Source organism: Streptomyces sp. NBC_01232, from assembly GCF_035989885.1.
Lineage (GTDB): Bacteria > Actinomycetota > Actinomycetes > Streptomycetales > Streptomycetaceae > Streptomyces.
Genome location: NZ_CP108518.1, coordinates 3,831,374 through 3,848,491, shown reverse-complemented (window position 1 = coordinate 3,848,491; position 17,118 = coordinate 3,831,374). Strand labels below are relative to the sequence as shown.

The following is a 17,118-nucleotide window of genomic DNA, read 5'->3' as shown; positions in this document are numbered from 1 at the left end:
GCGGCGCCGCCCGGGGCTCCGCCCGGGCTTCCTGGGGCTCCGCCCCAGACCCCGCGCCTCAAGCGCAGGCGGGGCTGGATTGGCCGGCGGGGCGGCTTGGCCCGTGGGGGCTGGGGTGTCACGCCACCCGGGGGCGGGAGGTGCCCGCGCGGTGGCGGGGGGAGGAGAGGACACCGCGCAGCGCCATCGTCGTGCCCAGGGCGACGATCGCCGCGGCGACCGACATCCCCAGTACGCCGTTCAGCGGCAGCACGATGCCGATCGCGCCGCCCAGTACCCACGCGACTTGGAGCAAGGTCTCCGAACGGGCGAACGCGGAGGTCCGTACCGACTCCGGCACGTCCCGCTGGATCATCGCGTCCAGCGACAGCTTCGCCAGCGCCTGGCAGAAGCCCGCCGTCGCGGCCAGCACGGCCATGAACGGCCCGCTGAAGAACACCGCCGCGAGCACCGCCACGGCCAGCGTCAGGCACAGCACCGCCGCGATGATCGCCTCCGGCGCCCGCGCCCGCAGCCACGCGCCCGCCGCCGTGCCGCAGGCGTTGCCCACGCCCGCGGAGACGCCCACGATGCCCAGCGACACCGCCGCGCTCTGCCCCGCCAGGGGATGCTCGCGCAGCAGGAACGCCAGGAAGAAGATCAGGAACCCGGACAGCGCACGCATCGAGGCGTTCGCCAGCAGCCCGCACAGCACAGACCTGCTGACCGTCCGCAGGCCCGGCCGCTTCGAGTGCGCCTCGTGCGTGGACAGCCGCGCCCGGCGTTCCCCCTTGGCCTCGTCCACCTTGTGCGGCAGCGTGAACGCCGCGACCGTGCCCCACACGAAGATCAGGCAGGCGCCGTACAGCGGCCACTGCGGCCCGATGAGATTCAGCGCGGCACCCAGTGGCGCCGCCACGCCCGTGGCCAGCAGACCGGCCAGCGTGACCCGGGAGTTCGCCTTGACGAGTGAGAATTTCGGCGGCAGCAGCCGGGGCACCACCGCACTGCGCACCACCCCGTACGACTTCGACGCCACCAGCACGCCCAGCGCCGCCGGGTACAGCTGGATGCCCCCCGTGGCCACCGCGCCCGACATCAGCAGCGCCAGCAGCGCGCGGGCCAGCATTGCCGCCGCCATCGAGGCCCGGCGCCCGTGCGGCAGCCGGTCCAGGAGCGGGCCGATCACCGGGGCCAGCACCGTGAAGGGGGCCATCGTGATGCCGAGGTACAGGGCCACCCGGCCCCGTGCCTCGTCCGTGGGAACGGAGAAGAACACCGTCGAGGCCAGCGCCACCGTGATCATCATGTCGCCGGCGCCGTTGATGGCGTGCAGTTCGATCAGCTTGCCGAGGCCCGATTCGCCGGCCCCGTGCGCATGAGTGGCCCGCCGGATCCCGCGCGCCGGAAGGTGCAGCGCACGCCCGACAGCCCGGCCGGCCCGCCTGGCCGGTCCCGAGCCGTCGTCGGACGACCGTACGGGTGCCACACTCGACATAGTGCCCCACCCGGCCCTCCCGGGGCGCCTCCCGGCGCGTCGCGACGTCGGTGGCTTGTCCGCGAATCGGACCTTGCATGTGTGCCCGAGGCTTAAGACGAGGTAGCGTGCGTAGCGCGCCACCGGCGGTTGCTCCTGGCCGCGCGCCTCTTCGTGATCCCGCAGAATGGGTTGCAGTGAGGTGCGCCCGGAGTCCGATCGGGTGCGGACGTCGACGCGGCCCTCTGGTCCGCTCCGCCCGTGCCACGTACGGACAGCACCGACGGGTCGTTGTGGACGACAGTACGGACGGCGCACACGTGAGACGGCGTAGGAGAGAACGAGACCAGTGAGTGCTGCGACGACGCGAAGCCGTACCCCGCGTACCCCCGACCGCCTGTGCGTCGAGGCGGTAGAACTCGCCCGTGCGGCGGCCGAGGAGGCCGCCTTCCCCGGAGTGGTGGGCGCCCACGTCTCCGCCGTGGCGGAGGGCGACCGCGTCGTCACCCACTTCTTCGAGTCCAAGGAGCCCGGCTACCGCGGCTGGCGCTGGGCCGTCACCGTGACCCGCGCCTCCCGCGCGAAGAACGTCACCCTCGACGAAACGGTGCTGCTTCCGGGCGACGACGCACTGCTGGCCCCCGAATGGGTGCCGTGGAGCGAGCGGCTGCGCCCCGGCGACATGGGCCCCGGCGACCTGCTGCCCACCGACGCCGAGGACCTGCGCCTGGAGCCGGGCTGGTCGGGTGAGGACACCCCGCCGCCGAACTCCGTGGTCTCCACCGAAATGGCCGAACTGGTCGAGGCCGAGGACGCGGACGTCACCGACCGCGCGGTGGTCCCCGTACGGGGCTCCATCACCTCGGTCGCCGAGGAACTGGGCATGCGCCGGGCGCGCGTGCTGTCGCGGTACGGACTGCACACCGCCGCCGACCGCTGGGACGAGTCCTTCGGCGCCAAGACCCCGATGGCGCAGGCCGCGCCCGCCTCCTGCGTCTCCTGCGGCTTCCTGGTGGCCATCGGCGGCTCGCTCGGCCAGGCCTTCGGCGTGTGCGCGAACGAGTTCAGCCCGGCGGACGGCCGTCTGGTGTCGCTGTCCTACGGCTGCGGCGGCCACTCGGAGGCCGCGGTCATGCCGGCGCCGCTGCGGCCGGCGCCGCCGGTGCTCGACTCGATGGCCTCGGACGAGTTCACCCTGCGGCCGGCCCCCGACAGCGGATCGGTCCCGGTCTCGGAGTCCGACCTGCCGGCCGCGGACCTCGGCCACTCGTAGCCCGCCCGGCAGGCCCCCGTCCGGGGGCCTTGCGGCGTACCCTCGCCCCATGGGGGACAGGGACGCGGACACGGACATGGTGGGAATGACCGGCCGGGTGACCGGGACGGTCGGGCCGGGCCTGGTGGGCGAGGTCATCGTCCGGATCAGGGGCGGGGCGGAGCACTTCCTCGCCCACCCGGTCGCGGGGACCGGCCGGATCGCCGTCGGGACGGTGGTGACGGTGGTCGAGTACCTGCCGCCGCGCACCGTGTACGTGATGGCGGCCTACGACAACTGACGCCCCGTCCCACCTGTACGTATCAGGATGGCGACAAGACGCGGCCCATGTCTTCCGGCGCGGCCCCGGTGGGCGCAGACTCCCCTCGTCGGTGCCGAACGGCACCGCGCTAAGGGGGCGTTGCCGATGGCTATCGGCGTCGTGGCGGGAATTGTTCTCGCCGCAATCGTGGCTCTGATCGGCCTGTTCAAGCTCATGTGGCGGGTGGCCGAACCGAACGAGGCACTCGTCATCTCCGGCTCCACGCACAAGACCGAGGGTGTCGGTCAGGGCATGGGGTTCCGGATCGTCACCGGGCGGGGGACGCTCGTGCTCCCGGGCGTGCAAGCGGTACGGAAACTGTCCCTCGACCTCAACGAGACGCAGCTGTCGGTGGACTGCGTCACCCACCAGGGCATCCCGCTGCGGGTGAAGGGCGTGGTCATCTTCAAGGTCGGCGACGACCTCGTGTCGATCGCCAACGCGGCCCGCCGCTTCCTGGACCAGCAGAAGATGATGCCGGAGCGCGTGCACATCGTCTTCGCGGGCCATCTGCGGTCCATCGTCGGCGGGTTGACGGTCGAGGACATGATCCGCGACCGGGAGAAGCTGACGGGCCAGACCCGGATGGCCTGCGGCACCGAGATGGAGAAGCTCGGCCTGATCGTCGACTCGCTGCAGATCCACGAGATCGAGGACCCGACCGGTTACATCAAGAACCTGGCGATGCCGCACGCGGCGGCCGTGCAGCGGGACGCGCGGATCGCCCAGGCCGAGGCGAACCGGCTGGCCACGGAGGCCGAGCAGGCCGCCTTCGCCCGGATGGCCGAGGCGACGCGCGACAGCGAGATCCTGCAGGCCGGCTACCAGGCCGAGCGGGACAAGGCGGCGGCGACGGCCCGTCAGGCGGGCCCGCTGTCCGAGGCGGCCGCCCGCCAGGAGGTCGTCGTCCAGGAGACCCGGGTCGCGGAGCTGGAGGCGCACCGGCGCGAGCAGCAGCTGCAGGCGGACGTACGCAAGCCCGCGGACGCGGCGGCGTACGAGACCCGCACCCGGGCCGAGGCCGAGCGCGACGCCCGGATCTCGGCGGCGCAGGCGAAGGCACGGGAGACGGAGCTCGCGGCCGGCGCCGAGGCGACGCGGGTGACGACGGCGGCGACCGCGGACGCGCAGGCCGTGGAGGCGCGGGGCATCGCGTCGGCGAAGGCCACGCGGGCGACGGGCGAGGCGGAGGCCGCGGCCACGCAGGCGCGGGGCCTGGCGGAGGCGGAGTCTGCGAAGGCCCGCGGTCTGGCCGAGGCGGAAGCGATCAAGGCGCGGGCCGCCGCGCTGGCGGAGAACCAGGAGGCGGTGGTCGCGCAGCAGCTGGCCGAGAACTGGCCGGCGATCGTGGAGGCGGGCGCGGGCGCCTTCGGGAACGTGGAGCACATGGTCCTGCTGAACGGGGCCGAGGGCATGTCGGAGATGTTCGCCAAGGCCCTCACGATGGGCGGCACGGGGCTGGGCGTGGCCCGCCAGCTCCTGGCCTCGATGGGCCAGGCCCCTGCCCCGGGAACTCCGTCCCCGGCCACCCCGCCGGTGAACGGCCGCATCCCGATCCGCGAGGAGTAACCCTCTCGGGCCGCCGATTCAGACCCTCGGGCCCATCTCAGCCCCTCCGGCGTTTGAGGAGCGGGGTCCGGGGCGGAGCCCCGGCAACGGCGCGGGCGCCGAACCGTCGTGTTCCGGCGCGGCGCCGTCGCCGGGGGCGCCGCCCCCGGACCCCCGCGCCTCAAACGCCGGCGAGGCTGGATGGGGCGGCGAGGCCGGATGGGGCGGCGGAGCCGGATGTATGTCGGGCGGTCGGGTCAGTTGCCGCCGCGTCGGCGGAGGAGGCGTTTGGCTCCGAAGACCAGGATCAGGCAGGCCGCCAGGACGAGCGCGCCCTTGCCGAAGCCACCCGTCGGCTCCGTCGCCGGGGACGCGCCCGACGGGGAGCCCGGCTGCGGCGACGCCGACGGGGCGGCGGCCGCGGCCACCGGGACCGCGATGACCCGGCTGCCCTCGCCCTCCGCGCCGAACATCAGCGTGGAGCCGTCCGCCGTGTACGTCACCGACTCCGCCTGGCCCTGCCACGGCGCGTCCACCCGCTCGCCCTCACCCACCGGCAGGCCGTCCTTCCACGGGTAGGTGCGGGCCGTGAAGTAGCCCCGCAGGGTCAGCCGGGTGCCGTCCGGGGAGAACGCCCCGTCCGTCACCCACGGCACGTCGGCGACCCGCCGGAACACGTTCGTGCCGCCCGTCGACAGCTCGGCCGGGCCCTCGTACAGGCCGCCCTTGTTCTCGTCCTTGCTCGCGATGTACACCCGCCCCGTCACCGGATGCACCATCAGAGCCTCCGCGTTGCGCGCCCCCTCCGCGTACTTCACGGTGAACTGCGTGGCCTTGACGGTCGCGTCGCCCAGTTGCTTCGGTTCCGGGAAGCGGTAGATCCACACGTGGTCCCAGGTGCCGCCGCGGTTGTCGCCGATGTCCCCGACGTAGAGCTGCCCGTCCGGACCGAGCGAGATCGCCTCGACGTCGCGCGGCTTGCCGATGCCCGTCAGCGTCACCCTGGCCACCGTCCTGCCCGTGGCCGAGTCCACCGCGTAGATGTACGGGCCGTCGTCGCTGTCGTTGTGCGTCCAGTACACACCGGGGTGGATCCGGCTGGCGGCCAGGCCGCTCGACTCCTTGATCCGCGGGTCGGAGAGGGTGAAGGAGGACGCGGTGGGGGTCTCCGCCGCCAGGGCCGGGCCCGGCAGCACGGCGAGGGCGGCGGCGAGGGCGGCGGTCACGGCGACGGCGGCGGACGCGGCGGCGGGCGGCATGGGCAGGCGCATTCCCCCAGCCTGCCAGTACGTGCCGCGTGTCCGGCGTCACAGGAGTTTCTGTCGCGCGATCCGCGATGATGACCGGATGCGTTTCATGTTCGTCGGCGACTCCATGACCATCGGACGCGCCGGCGACTGCACCTGGCGCTACCGGATGTGGCAGCACCTCGGCTCGACCTTCGACGGCCCCCACCGGATCGTCGGTCCGCGCTGCGAGCTGTACGACACCGCCACCGATGCGCCCACCAGTCACGCGTACGCCGACCCGGGCTTCCCGGAGCACGCCCGCCGCCACCTGGCCGGCTGGGGCGAGGGCTGGCAGCACATGGCCCCCCTCATCGGCCCCGCGCTCGCCGCCACCGGTGCCGACGTGCTGCTGGTCTCCCTCGGGCTGATCGACCTCGGCTTCTACACCGACGCCGAGCAGACCGCCGCCAACGCCCGCCGGTTCGTCGCGGAGGCCCGCGCCGCCCGCCCCGGTGTCCGGATGGTCCTGCTGCCGGTCATCCCGAACAGCCGGGCCGAGGAGGACGCCCCCTTCGCGGCCGAGGTGGCCCGCTTCAACGAGCTCCTCGCGAAGGCCGTCGCCGACCTGACGACCGAGGCCTCGCCGATCCTGCTGGCCGCGCGCCCGGAGGCGTACGACATTCACCACGACACTTACGACGGCACTCACCCCAACGCCTCCGGCGAGCACCGGCTGGCGGGCGAGTTCGCGGCCGTCCTGCACCAGGCGTGGGGGATCGGCGGCCCCTACCGGCGGGAGCCGGGGCCGTAACACGCCCTTCACGGCGGGGTCTTGCTTCGAGCGCACTCGAAGCAGTTGGCTAGTGCACCATGAAGTACACGCAGCTCGGACGCACCGGCCTCAAGGTCAGCCGACTCGTTCTCGGCACCATGAACTTCGGCCCCCAGACCGGGGAGCCCGAAAGTCACTCGATCATGGACTCCGCCCTCGACGCGGGCATCAACTTCTTCGACACAGCCAATGTGTACGGGTGGGGCGAGAACAAGGGCCGCACCGAGGAGATCATCGGCACCTGGTTCGCCCAGGGCGGCGACCGCCGCGAGAAGACGGTCCTCGCCACCAAGGTGTACGGCTCCATGTACCGCGAGGCCGACACCTGGCCCAACTACGATCGTCTGTCGGCGCTGAACATCCGGCGGGCCGTCGACGCCAGCCTCAAGCGGCTCCAGACCGACTACATCGACGTCTACCAGTTCCACCACGTGGACCGGCTGACCCCCTTCGAGGAGATCTGGCAGGCCGTCGAGGTCCTGGTCCAGCAGGGCAAGATCCTCTACGCGGGCTCCTCCAACTTCCCCGGCTGGAAGATCGCCCAGGCCAACGAGACCGCGGCCCGCACCGGCCGGCTCGGCCTGGTCAGCGAGCAGTGCATCTACAACCTCGCCGAGCGCCGCGCCGAGATGGAGGTCATCCCGGCCGCCCAGGCGTACGGGCTCGGCGTCATCCCGTGGTCCCCGCTCCACGGGGGCCTGCTGGGCGGGGTCATCAAGAAGGAGGTCGAGGGCGGCCGCCGCGCCTCCGGCCGCTCGGCGGAGGCGCTGGCGAACACCGCCGTAAGGGCGCAGGTGCAGGCGTACGAGGACCTGCTGGACAAGCACGGCCTGGAGCCGGGCGAGGTCGGACTGGCCTGGCTGCTGACGCGTCCCGGGGTCACCGGTCCCATCGTCGGGCCGCGCACGCAGGAGCAGCTCGACTCGGCGCTGCGCGCGGTGGAGCTGGAGCTCCCGGAGGAGGTCCTGACGGGCCTGGACGAGATCTTCCCCGGTCCCGGGGCGTCGCCGGAGGCCTTCGCCTGGTAGGCGACCGGGGCTACTGGCCGACGGCAGCCGCCACGGCCACGACGACGAACATCAGCACGAGTACACCGGCCATCACACGGTTTCTGGTCTTGGGATCCACCCGTCGAGCCTAACGCGGCAGCCCCTGCATCGTGGACGCAGGGGCTGTGCCGTGCTCGGGTGGGCTGCCGGCCGTGGCGTGGGTCACGGGCCCGCCGCCCGTGGGGCGGCCGAGGCGACGGCGGCGGCCCGGAGGATGCGGGTGTGAGAACACCGTGAGGCGGTCCGTCCCTGCAGGACGGGCAGCCCCACGGTGCTGCGTCGCACCGCGTACGCGCGTACGCGGTTCAGCCGCCCAGCGGCCAGGCCCCGACGGTCTCGTAGCGGGGCTGCTCGCCCGGCACCCCGCTGACGGGGAGGTTGCTGCGGACCAGGCTGAGCGTGCCGACCTGCCAGGGCGTGCCCTCGAAGTCCGCGAGGGCGTCCAGGTAGGGGCGCAGCGGGGTGGCGGTGCTGCGGTTGCGCGCCAGGGTGAGGTGCGCGGTGTACCGGTGGTGCTGGTCCATCGGTACACCGGCCCGCCGGGCGGCGGCGTCGGCCCGTTCGGCGAGCATCCGCAGGGCGGGGAGATCGCCGGCGGCGCCGGCCCACAGGGCGCGTTCCCCGAAGTGGCCGCAGCCGTGCAGCCGCAGGGTGAAGGGGGCCGTGCGGTGGGCGGCCCGCTCCAGGCGGGTGTGCAGTTCGGGGAGCACCTCGTCCCGTACCTCGCCCATGAAGGCGAGGGTGAAGTGCCAGCCAGCCCGGCCGGTCCACGTCAGCCGGTCGTCGTGCACCGCGTCGACGGCCCGGGCCAGCTCGGTGACGGCCCCGTCCGGCGGGAGGACGGCTGCGAACAGTCTCATGCGGCGAGCGTAGCCGGGTGCGGTGCGCCGGCCGGGGCCTGCGCCTGCGGCTCCTCGTCCTCCGAGGGCCGCCGGTGCTCGATCGCGGCGGGGACGAAGGTCACGCCGTGCCGGTTCACGCTCAGCCGGAGGTTGCCGACCCGGGCGAGGACGACCGCGATCGCGACGGAGGCGGCCAGGGAGATCGCACCGCCCGCGGCCATGCCGATCCGCGCGCCGTAGGTGTCCGTGATCCAGCCCAGCAGCGGGGCGCCCAGCGGGGTGCCACCGGTGAAGACCATCATGAACAGGGCCATGACCCGGCCCCGCATCTCGGGGTCGGTCGCTATCTGCACGCTGGAGTTGGCGGTGACGTTGACCGTCAGGCCGAAGATCCCGATGGGCACGAGCAGGGCGGCGAACAGCCAGAAGCCGGGCGCGAAGGCGGTCACCAGGAGCAGGACCGAGAACAGCACGGCCGCGGCCACCAGCACCCGAAGCCGGGACTGTCCGCGCCGGGCGGCGAGCAGGGCGCCCGCCAGGGAGCCGACCGCGATCAGGGTGTTGAAGAGCCCGTAGGTGCCCGCGTCCCCGTGGAAGACGTCGCTGACGTAGGCGGAGAGCCAGATCGGGAAGTTGAACCCGAAGGTGCCGATGAAGCCGACGAGGGCGATGGGCCAGATCAGCTCCGGGCGGCCGGCGACGTAGCGCAGGCCTTCGCGCAGCTGTCCCTTGGCGCGGGGCCTGGGTTCGACCGGGTGCAGCTCGTGCGTGCGCATCATCAGCAGGCCGGCGACGGGCGCGGCGAAGGACAGTCCGTTCAGCAGGAAGGCCCAGCCGGAGCCGAAGGCGGTGATCAGTACACCGGCGATCGCCGGGCCGACCAGCCGCGCGGACTGGAAGTTGGCGGAGTTCAGGCTGACGGCGTTGGCCACCTGGTCCTTGCCGACCATCTCGGGGACGAAGGTCTGCCGCGCCGGGTTGTCGACGACCGTGACCAGGCCGAGGGCGAAGGCGGCGAGGTAGACGTGCCAGACCTGGACGTGTCCGGCCAGGGTGAGGGCGGCGAGGGCGATGCCGGTCAGGCCCATCGCGCTCTGGGTGGCGAGGAGCAGCGGCCGCTTGGGCAGCCGGTCGGCGAGTACGCCGCCGTAGAGGCCGAACATCAGCATCGGCAGGAACTGCAGGGCGATGGTGATGCCGACGGCGGAGGCGGAACCGGTCAGCGAGAGGACCAGCCAGTCCTGGGCGATGCGCTGCATCCAGGTGCCCGTGTTGGAGACGACCTGGCCGGTTGCGAAGAGCCGGTAGTTCCGGATCCTCAGCGAGCTGAACATGGAGCTCTTGCCCGCGGGTGCTGCGACGGCCTGGGCGGTCGCGGCGGTAGTGGGGGTGGATATGTGGCCGGGTGCGGAGTCTGCTCCGGTTCCCGTACTCAAAAGCGTTCGCCTCCTGGCGTCGTTCCTACAGGTGCGCGAGCTTCTCGAGGACGGGTGCGGCCGCGCGCAGCTTGGCCCATTCGTCCTCGGTCAGCCCGGCCGCGAGCCCGGCCAGGAAGGCGTTGCGCTTGCGGCGGCTCTCTTCGAGCATCGCTTCGGCCTCCTCCGTCTGGCGGACCACCTTCTGGCGGCGGTCGTCGGGGTGCGGTTCCAGCGTGACCAGTCCCTTGGCTTCCAGCAACGCGACGATGCGTGTCATCGACGGCGGCTGGACGTGCTCGCGCCGGGCGAGCTCACCGGGTGTGGCCTGGCCGCAGCGGGCGAGGGTGCCGAGGACCGACATCTCGGTCGGGCTCAGCGACTCGTCGACGCGCTGGTGCTTCAGGCGTCGCCCCAGCCGCATGACGGCGGAGCGGAGGTCGTTCACGGCGGCAGCATCGTCGCCATGGGAAAGGTCATGCATGTATTTAGAGTAACTCATTACCCTCGCTAAGGAACACCATTTTTCGCCTGCCCCCCGGGTCACTCATACGGGTGAGTCGGCGGCTGAAAGCGACACGCGTACGCGCCCTGTGCCCCGACTCTTTCGGCATGGGGACACATGTGCTGAGCATGCGCATAGACGGGGAGCTCCTCGACAGGCTCCGGATCCATGCCGCCAAACGCGGAATGAGCGTCCAGGACTACGTGGTCCGGACGCTCATTCGCGATGACTTCGACGAGCGCTTCAAGGCGGCCGTCGACGAGACAGAGAAGTTCTACGGGCTGACCTGAGCTACTGCGCGAGGCCCAGGGCGGGCATCGCGTAGTAGAAGACGAACACCGCCGACACCACGTACATGGCCACCGGGACCCCACGTCCCCGGCCGGTCGCCAGGCGCAGCGCGCAGAAGCTGATGAAGCCGATGCCGATGCCGTTGGTGATCGAGTAGGTGAACGGCATCATCACCATGGCCAGGAAGGCCGGGACGGCGATCGTGAAGTCGCTCCAGTCGATGTCCTTGACCGAGCCCGCCAGGATCAGGAAGCCGACCGCCACGAGCGCCGGGGTGGCCGCCTGCGACGGCACCATGGTGGCGAGCGGGGTGAGGAACAGCGCCACGGCGAAGAGGCCGCCCGTCACGACGTTCGCCAGACCCGTACGGGCGCCCTCGCCGACCCCGGCCGTGGACTCCACGAAGCAGGTGGTCGCGGAGGAGGAGGTGGCGCCGCCCGAGGCCACGGCCAGGCCGTCGACCAGCAGGACCCGGTTGATCCCGGGGAACTCGCCGGTCTTCCGGTCGATCAGCTTCGCCTCGTCGCCGACGCCGAGGATCGTGCCCATGGCGTCGAAGAAGCAGGACAGCAGCACGGTGAAGACGAACAGGATGCCGGTCAGCATCCCGACCTTGCCGAAGCCGCCGAACAGGCTGACCTCGCCGACGAGCCCGAAGTCGGGCGCGGCCACCGGGTTGCCCGGCCACTCGGGGACGGTGAGGCCCCAGCCCGAGTCGGGGACCTCCGCGACCAGCTGGACGACGACGGCGACCAGGGTCATGACCACGATGGAGATCAGGATCGCGCCCGGCGTCCTGCGGATCAGCAGCGCGAGGGTGAGCAGCACGCCGATCACGAAGATCAGGACGGGCCAGCCGTCCAGGTGACCGGTGGTGCCGAGCTGGAGCGGGACCGTGGTGTGCGCGGCGTCCGGGATGCGGGAGACGAAGCCGGCGTCGACCAGGCCGATCAGCATGATGAACAGGCCGATGCCGATGGCGATGCCCTTGCGCAGGCCGAGCGGGACGGCGCTCATGACCCGCTCGCGCAGGCCGGTGGCGACCAGCAGCATCACCACGAAGCCGGCCAGGACCACCATGCCCATGGCGTCGGGCCAGCTCATGCGCGGGGCGAGCTGGAGCGCGACGACCGTGTTCACGCCGAGGCCGGCGGCGAGCGCGATCGGGACATTGCCGATGACACCCATGAGGAGGGTGGTGAAGGCGGCCGTCAGCACGGTGGCCGTGACCAGCTGGCCGGCGTCGAGCTGGTGCCCGTACATGTCCTTCGCGCTGCCCAGGATGATCGGGTTGAGCACGATGATGTACGCCATGGCGAAGAAGGTCGCGAACCCGCCGCGGACCTCGCGGGCGACGGTCGAGCCGCGCTGGGAGATCTTGAAGTAGCGGTCCAGCCCCCCGGAGGGTTCCTTGGGGGAGGGCTCCGGGGTGGTGGCTGCGGGGGCGGGGGCCGGGGTGCTCATACGGTCCTCATTGGGTGATTCATACGAATAAAATGGGCCGCGCCCACACCGTTTCAGTATGAACACATGAACGAAAGGGCGTCCATCTCCGCGCGTAGATGGCGTTTCGCGCCGCCTAGACTTGCCGCATGGCGAAATGGACTGCGAAGCACGAGGCGCCCGAGCCCCTTGAGGGCCCTGTCGTCGCCACCGTCACAGGTGGCACGATCCTGTGGTTCGCCCTCTTCCTCGTCCAGCTGCCCTTCTACGGGTGGTTCGCCGACCGGGGTCAGCTGTGGTGGGTCTGGACCTGCGCGGCCGGCGGATTCCTCGGCCTGATCGGCATCTGGTACGTGCGGGGGCGGGACGCTGCCCTCAAGCGCCATGCCGCCGAGCGGGCGGCCGAGGCCGAGGCGGAGGCTGCCGGACAGGCCGGACAGGCCGGGCAGGACGGGCAGGCCGGGCAGGACGGGCAGGACGGGCAGGCCGGGCGGGACGGGCGGCCGGGCCCGCAGGTCTAGCGGGGACATCCCTGAGTGTCCCCGTCCCATGGCGCTACCGAGGGACGATTCGGGTCATCCTGAAGTCGGATCTTCGGACTTCTCGGCGGGTGAAGCGTCACGAGCCCGCTTAACGTCGAAGGCATGACGCAGCGGGCTGGAACCGAATCCGAGGGACCGGAGCCGGGTGGCGGGACGGCCGCCCCCGCCATCGACGCGGGAGCGGAGCTGGACCCCGTACACCCGGTGCGACCGCCCGCACCCCGCTTCAAGCCGGCCGGGCTCAGCACCGCCGAGGTCGCCGAGCGTGTCGCGCGGGGCGAGGTCAATGACGTTCCCGTCCGGAGCAGCCGCTCCACCACCGACATCGTCCGCGCCAACGTCTTCACCCGGTTCAACGCGATCATCGGCGTGCTCTGGGTGATCATGCTGATCGTCGCACCGATCCAGGACAGCCTCTTCGGCTTCGTGATCGTCGCGAACACCGGCATCGGCATCATCCAGGAGCTGCGCGCCAAGAAGACCCTCGACGGCCTCGCCGTCATCGGCGAGACAAAACCCAGCGTCCGCCGCGACGGCCGCACCGCCGAGATCTCCACCTCCGAGATCGTCCTCGGAGACGTCATCGAACTCGGCCCCGGCGACAAGGTCGTCGTCGACGGGGCCGTCGGCGAGGCCGACGGCCTGGAGATCGACGAGTCCCTGCTCACCGGCGAGGCCGACCCCGTCCTGAAGAAGCCCGGCGACCTGGTCATGTCCGGGTCCTTCGTCGTCGCCGGCGGCGGCGCCTTCACCGCCACCAAGGTCGGCCGCGAGGCCTACGCGGCCCAGCTGGCCGAAGAGGCCTCCCGCTTCACGCTCGTCCACTCCGAGCTGCGCTCCGGCATCTCCACCATCCTCAAATACGTCACCTGGATGATGATCCCGACCTCGATCGGCCTGATCATCAGCCAGCTGCTCGTCAAGGACAACAACCTCAAGGACTCCATCGCCCGCACCGTCGGCGGCATCGTCCCGATGATCCCCGAGGGGCTCGTCCTGCTGACCTCCGTGGCCTTCGCGATCGGCGTCATCCGGCTCGGCCGCCAACAGTGCCTGGTCCAGGAACTGCCCGCCATCGAAGGCCTCGCCCGCGTCGACGTGGTCTGCCTCGACAAGACCGGCACCCTCACCGAGGGCGGCATGGACGTCACCGAGCTCCGCCCGCTCGGCGGCGCGGAGGCCTCGTACGTCAAGAAGGTGCTCGGCGCCCTCGGCGAGTCCGACCCCCGGCCCAACGCCAGCCTTCAGGCGATCATCGACGCCTACCCCGACAGCGCGGCCTGGCGCTGCACCGAGTCCCTGCCGTTCTCCTCCGCCCGCAAGTACAGCGGCGCCAGCTTCAGCGAGGGCGACGGAGAGAACAACACCTGGCTGCTGGGCGCCCCCGACGTGCTGCTCCCCGCCGGGGACCCGGCCCTCGACGAGATCAACGACCTCAACGAACAGGGACTGCGGGTCCTCCTGCTGGCCCGCTCCGCCCGCGAACTCGACGACGCGGCCGTCGCCAGCGGCGTACGGCCGACCGCCCTCGTCGTCCTGGAGCAGCGGCTGCGCCCCGACGCCGCCGACACCCTGCGCTACTTCGAGGACCAGGACGTCAAGGCGAAGGTCATCTCCGGCGACAACGCGGTCTCCGTCGGCGCGGTCGCCGGCAAGCTGGGGCTGCCGGGCGCCGAGAACACCGTGGACGCCCGGGGGCTGCCCACCGACCGGGCCGAGATGGCCGAGGTCCTCGACGAGAACTCCGTCTTCGGACGCGTGAGCCCGCAGCAGAAGCGGGACATGGTCGGCGCCCTCCAGTCCAAGGGCCACACGGTCGCCATGACGGGCGACGGCGTCAACGACGTGCTCGCCCTCAAGGACGCGGACATCGGCGTGAGCATGGGCTCCGGCTCGGAGGCGACGAAGGCGGTGGCCCAGATCGTCCTCCTCAACAACAGCTTCTCGACGCTGCCCTCGGTGGTCGCCGAAGGCCGCCGGGTCATCGGCAACATCACCCGCGTGGCCACGCTCTTCCTCACCAAGACGGTCTATTCGGTGCTGCTGGCCATCCTGGTGGTCTGCTCCCAGGTCGAGTACCCGTTCCTGCCGCGCCACCTGACGCTGCTGTCCACCCTCACCATCGGCATCCCGGCGTTCTTCCTGGCCCTGGCCCCGAACAAGGAACGCGCGAAACCGCACTTCGTGAAGCGGGTCATGAGGTACGCGATCCCCGGCGGCGTCATCGCGGCCGTCGCCACCTTCGTGTCGTACCTGATCGCCCGCCACCACTACACGGGCCAGGGCGCCCTCGAGGCCGAGTCCAGCGCGGCCACACTGACCCTGTTCCTGACCTCCATGTGGGTACTGGCGATCATCGCCCGGCCGTACACGTGGTGGCGGGTGGCTCTCGTCGGCGCGATGGGCGGGGCGTTCCTGATCGTCCTCGTCGTGCCCTGGCTGCAGGACTTCTTCCAGCTCAAGCTGGTGGGCGTGACGGTGCCGTGGATTGCGGTGGGCGTCGCGGTGGGCGCCGCGTTCCTGATCGAGTTCACCTTCAGGTGGGTCGACCGCAAATTCCCGGCGTAGGGCAGCGGGCGGCCCCTCGGCCCGGCTTGGGCGCCCGCTCCATCAAATGTCAGTGCGATCTGCCGACCCTTTCGGCAACACTGCAAATGATCGAATCGGTCAGCAGTGTTAGTCCCAGGGGGATCCCGTACACATGACGCCCATGGCACCCTTACGCGCCCTGCCCGCGGTGGCCCTGTCGCTGGCGCTCGGCCTGGCCGTCGCGGCGCCGGCCGCGGCCGCCGCCGACCCGGCGACGCCCAAGGTCACCGCGCCCCGCACCAGCCCGGTCCCCGGTTACGCCGGAGAGGCCCAGTACTCCGACTGCTACACCGACCCCCACTCCGGATCCGGAGCCGGCTGGATCGGCCTGAGCGATGTCATCACCACCAAGGCCACCGCCACCTCGGCGTCCGGTGCCCGGTTGCAGACGACGTTCCAGCTCTGGGACACCTCGTACGGGGGCGGGCGCACCGATATCCCGGCCGTCTGGTCCACCCTCCCCGAGGCCGATACGACCTTCTCCCGCGACCTGGTGAAGGACGGCGGCCAGTACGCATGGCGGGCCCGCGCCACCGACGGGAAGCTGACCAGCCCGTACACGGCCTGGTGCTACTTCCGCGTGGACCGGACCCAGCCGACCGCCGAGGTCACCACGGACGACACCCCCAAGAAGGTCGGCGAGGAGGCCACCTTCACCCTGAAGGGCACCGATGACGGCTCGGGAATCGCCTGCGCCCGCTGGCAGACGAGCCCCGTCTTCACGGTCGGCTGGAGCTGCGCGGACGAGGCGACCGACTCCCGCGTGGTGCGGCTGACGGACGGCTCGGCCGACATCAAGGTCAAGCCCGCCACCTGGGGCAGCCAGTCCGTCTACCTGCAGACGATGGACAATGCGGGCAACCTCGGCCGCGCGCAGGCGGACTACTACGCGCAGCCCACCACCAAGCCCGCCGCCTTCGGGGACATCGACGCCGACGGAAAGCCGGACGTCCTCGTCCCCGACGCCGCGGGCAACCTCCGCCGGTGGGGCGCGAACCCGCTGGACCCCGCGAACGCCAATCGCCTGGCCGCCCCGGGCGACGGCGAGAGCTGGGCCGGCGTCCAGTACACCCACCGGGGCTCCCTCGGTCAGCGAGCGGTCGACGACCTGCTGGCCCACGCCCCGGGCGAGAGCAACGTCTACGGATTCGACAACGACGGGGCGGGCCGCTTCACGGACCAGGCCCCGACGGCCGTGGACAAGCCCACCAGGTGCCTGGACACCGCCGGTTCGGCCATCGACTGCGCGCAGCACGGCTTCGGCACCGACTGGTCGAAGGTCACGCAGATCGCCGCGTACGGATCGCCCACCGGCGACAGCGCGGTCGACGGCTTCCTGCCCCGCAGCTCCCTGCTGTTCGTCGAGAACGGGCGGCTGTGGCTCGCGAAGCTGGGCGGTGTCCGACTGCGGTCGGCCACCCTCCTCTCCGGCAACAACACCGACTGGGCGGGCTACGACCTGCTCACGCCGGGCCGGGCGCAGGGGACGGACTTCCCGACCCTGTGGGCCCGCTCCCGGGCCGACGGCGCGCTCCGCGCCTTCTCGGTCCAGGGCACCGCGGACGCACCGGACTTCTCCGCCTTCGCGAACCCGGCAGCCGGGCCGGTCCTGTCGACCCTGACGCCGGCGGCGCATCCGCGCCTCGGCTCCGACGGCGACCTCACGGGTGACGGCCTGCCGGACCTGTGGTCCGCGGACGCCACCGGCAGGGTCACGGTCCTCCCGGGCACGGGCACGACCGCCCCGCACCCGACGGTCACCGGCTTCGGCCCCGCCGTGTAGCCGGACGGCGGGCCCGGACG

At 71.8% G+C, this 17,118-nt stretch carries 15 protein-coding genes; 9 read left to right on the top strand and 6 right to left on the bottom strand.

The genetic code is table 11. The features are described from left to right. Positions 1-118: 118 nt before the first annotated feature. Positions 119-1,306 (bottom strand): MFS transporter, encoded by a 1,188-nt coding sequence (locus tag OG444_RS17615; RefSeq protein WP_442810760.1) that lies wholly within the window; start codon positions 1,304-1,306, stop codon positions 119-121. A gap of 499 nt (positions 1,307-1,805) precedes the next feature. Between OG444_RS17615 and OG444_RS17610 the strand changes: the two genes are divergently transcribed. The 3 genes from OG444_RS17610 to OG444_RS17600 all read left to right on the top strand — a co-directional run bounded on the left by OG444_RS17610 (position 1,806) and on the right by OG444_RS17600 (position 4,599). After that, positions 1,806-2,729 (top strand): DUF3027 domain-containing protein, encoded by a 924-nt coding sequence (locus tag OG444_RS17610; protein WP_327263091.1) that lies wholly within the window; start codon positions 1,806-1,808, stop codon positions 2,727-2,729. Positions 2,730-2,805: 76 nt separating this feature from the next. Further along, entirely contained in the window at positions 2,806-3,009 is a 204-nt protein-coding gene (locus OG444_RS17605) for a hypothetical protein (protein WP_327266828.1), read from the top strand. A gap of 126 nt (positions 3,010-3,135) precedes the next feature. After that, positions 3,136-4,599 (top strand): flotillin family protein, encoded by a 1,464-nt coding sequence (locus tag OG444_RS17600; protein WP_327263090.1) that lies wholly within the window; start codon positions 3,136-3,138, stop codon positions 4,597-4,599. A 236-nt stretch (positions 4,600-4,835) separates the two neighbouring features. Here the strand turns inward: OG444_RS17600 and OG444_RS17595 are convergent, their stop codons facing one another. Continuing rightward, positions 4,836-5,849, bottom strand: a complete 1,014-nt coding sequence (locus OG444_RS17595; protein ID WP_327263089.1) for a WD40 repeat domain-containing protein — start codon at positions 5,847-5,849, stop codon at positions 4,836-4,838. A 76-nt stretch (positions 5,850-5,925) separates the two neighbouring features. On the opposite strand from OG444_RS17595, the gene OG444_RS17590 reads away from it, so the two are divergent. Next, positions 5,926-6,618 carry a GDSL-type esterase/lipase family protein gene (locus OG444_RS17590; RefSeq protein ID WP_327263088.1) on the top strand — a complete coding sequence of 231 codons (693 nt, stop codon included), beginning with the start codon at positions 5,926-5,928 and terminating at the stop codon, positions 6,616-6,618. Between the two features lie 59 nt (positions 6,619-6,677). Further along, entirely contained in the window at positions 6,678-7,667 is a 990-nt protein-coding gene (locus tag OG444_RS17585) for an aldo/keto reductase (protein ID WP_327263087.1), read from the top strand. Positions 7,668-7,993: 326 nt separating this feature from the next. Here OG444_RS17585 and thpR read toward each other — a convergent pair whose 3' ends face one another. Genes thpR through OG444_RS17570 form a run of 3 tightly spaced genes read right to left on the bottom strand, consistent with a single transcriptional unit; the run spans position 7,994 to position 10,429 of the window. Next, positions 7,994-8,548, bottom strand: coding sequence for an RNA 2',3'-cyclic phosphodiesterase (gene thpR, locus OG444_RS17580; RefSeq protein ID WP_327263086.1), 555 nt, complete (start codon positions 8,546-8,548; stop codon positions 7,994-7,996). Beyond that, positions 8,545-9,966 (bottom strand): MFS transporter, encoded by a 1,422-nt coding sequence (locus tag OG444_RS17575; protein WP_327263085.1) that lies wholly within the window; start codon positions 9,964-9,966, stop codon positions 8,545-8,547. Before OG444_RS17575 ends, thpR begins: the two co-directional genes overlap by 4 nt. Before the next feature lie 25 nt (positions 9,967-9,991). Beyond that, entirely contained in the window at positions 9,992-10,429 is a 438-nt protein-coding gene (locus tag OG444_RS17570) for a MarR family winged helix-turn-helix transcriptional regulator (protein WP_327263084.1), read from the bottom strand. 128 nt (positions 10,430-10,557) lie between these two features. Here OG444_RS17570 and OG444_RS17565 point away from each other — a divergent pair, with 128 nt between their 5' ends. After that, positions 10,558-10,740 carry a hypothetical protein gene (locus tag OG444_RS17565; protein ID WP_030010567.1) on the top strand — a complete coding sequence of 61 codons (183 nt, stop codon included), beginning with the start codon at positions 10,558-10,560 and terminating at the stop codon, positions 10,738-10,740. Position 10,741: 1 nt separating this feature from the next. Here OG444_RS17565 and OG444_RS17560 read toward each other — a convergent pair whose 3' ends face one another. After that, positions 10,742-12,205 carry an NCS2 family permease gene (locus tag OG444_RS17560; RefSeq protein WP_327263083.1) on the bottom strand — a complete coding sequence of 488 codons (1,464 nt, stop codon included), beginning with the start codon at positions 12,203-12,205 and terminating at the stop codon, positions 10,742-10,744. Between the two features lie 128 nt (positions 12,206-12,333). On the opposite strand from OG444_RS17560, the gene OG444_RS17555 reads away from it, so the two are divergent. The 3 genes from OG444_RS17555 to OG444_RS17545 all read left to right on the top strand — a co-directional run bounded on the left by OG444_RS17555 (position 12,334) and on the right by OG444_RS17545 (position 17,098). Beyond that, the gene (locus OG444_RS17555) at positions 12,334-12,705 is read left to right on the top strand and encodes a DUF2530 domain-containing protein (RefSeq protein WP_327263082.1); all 372 of its coding nucleotides are present in this window, start codon (positions 12,334-12,336) and stop codon (positions 12,703-12,705) included. Between the two features lie 123 nt (positions 12,706-12,828). Then, positions 12,829-15,294, top strand: a complete 2,466-nt coding sequence (locus OG444_RS17550) for a cation-translocating P-type ATPase (RefSeq protein WP_327263081.1) — start codon at positions 12,829-12,831, stop codon at positions 15,292-15,294. Positions 15,295-15,436: 142 nt separating this feature from the next. Next, a complete protein-coding gene (locus OG444_RS17545) occupies positions 15,437-17,098 on the top strand; it encodes a hypothetical protein (protein WP_327263080.1) in 1,662 nt (553 codons plus the stop codon). Positions 17,099-17,118 lie beyond the last annotated feature (20 nt).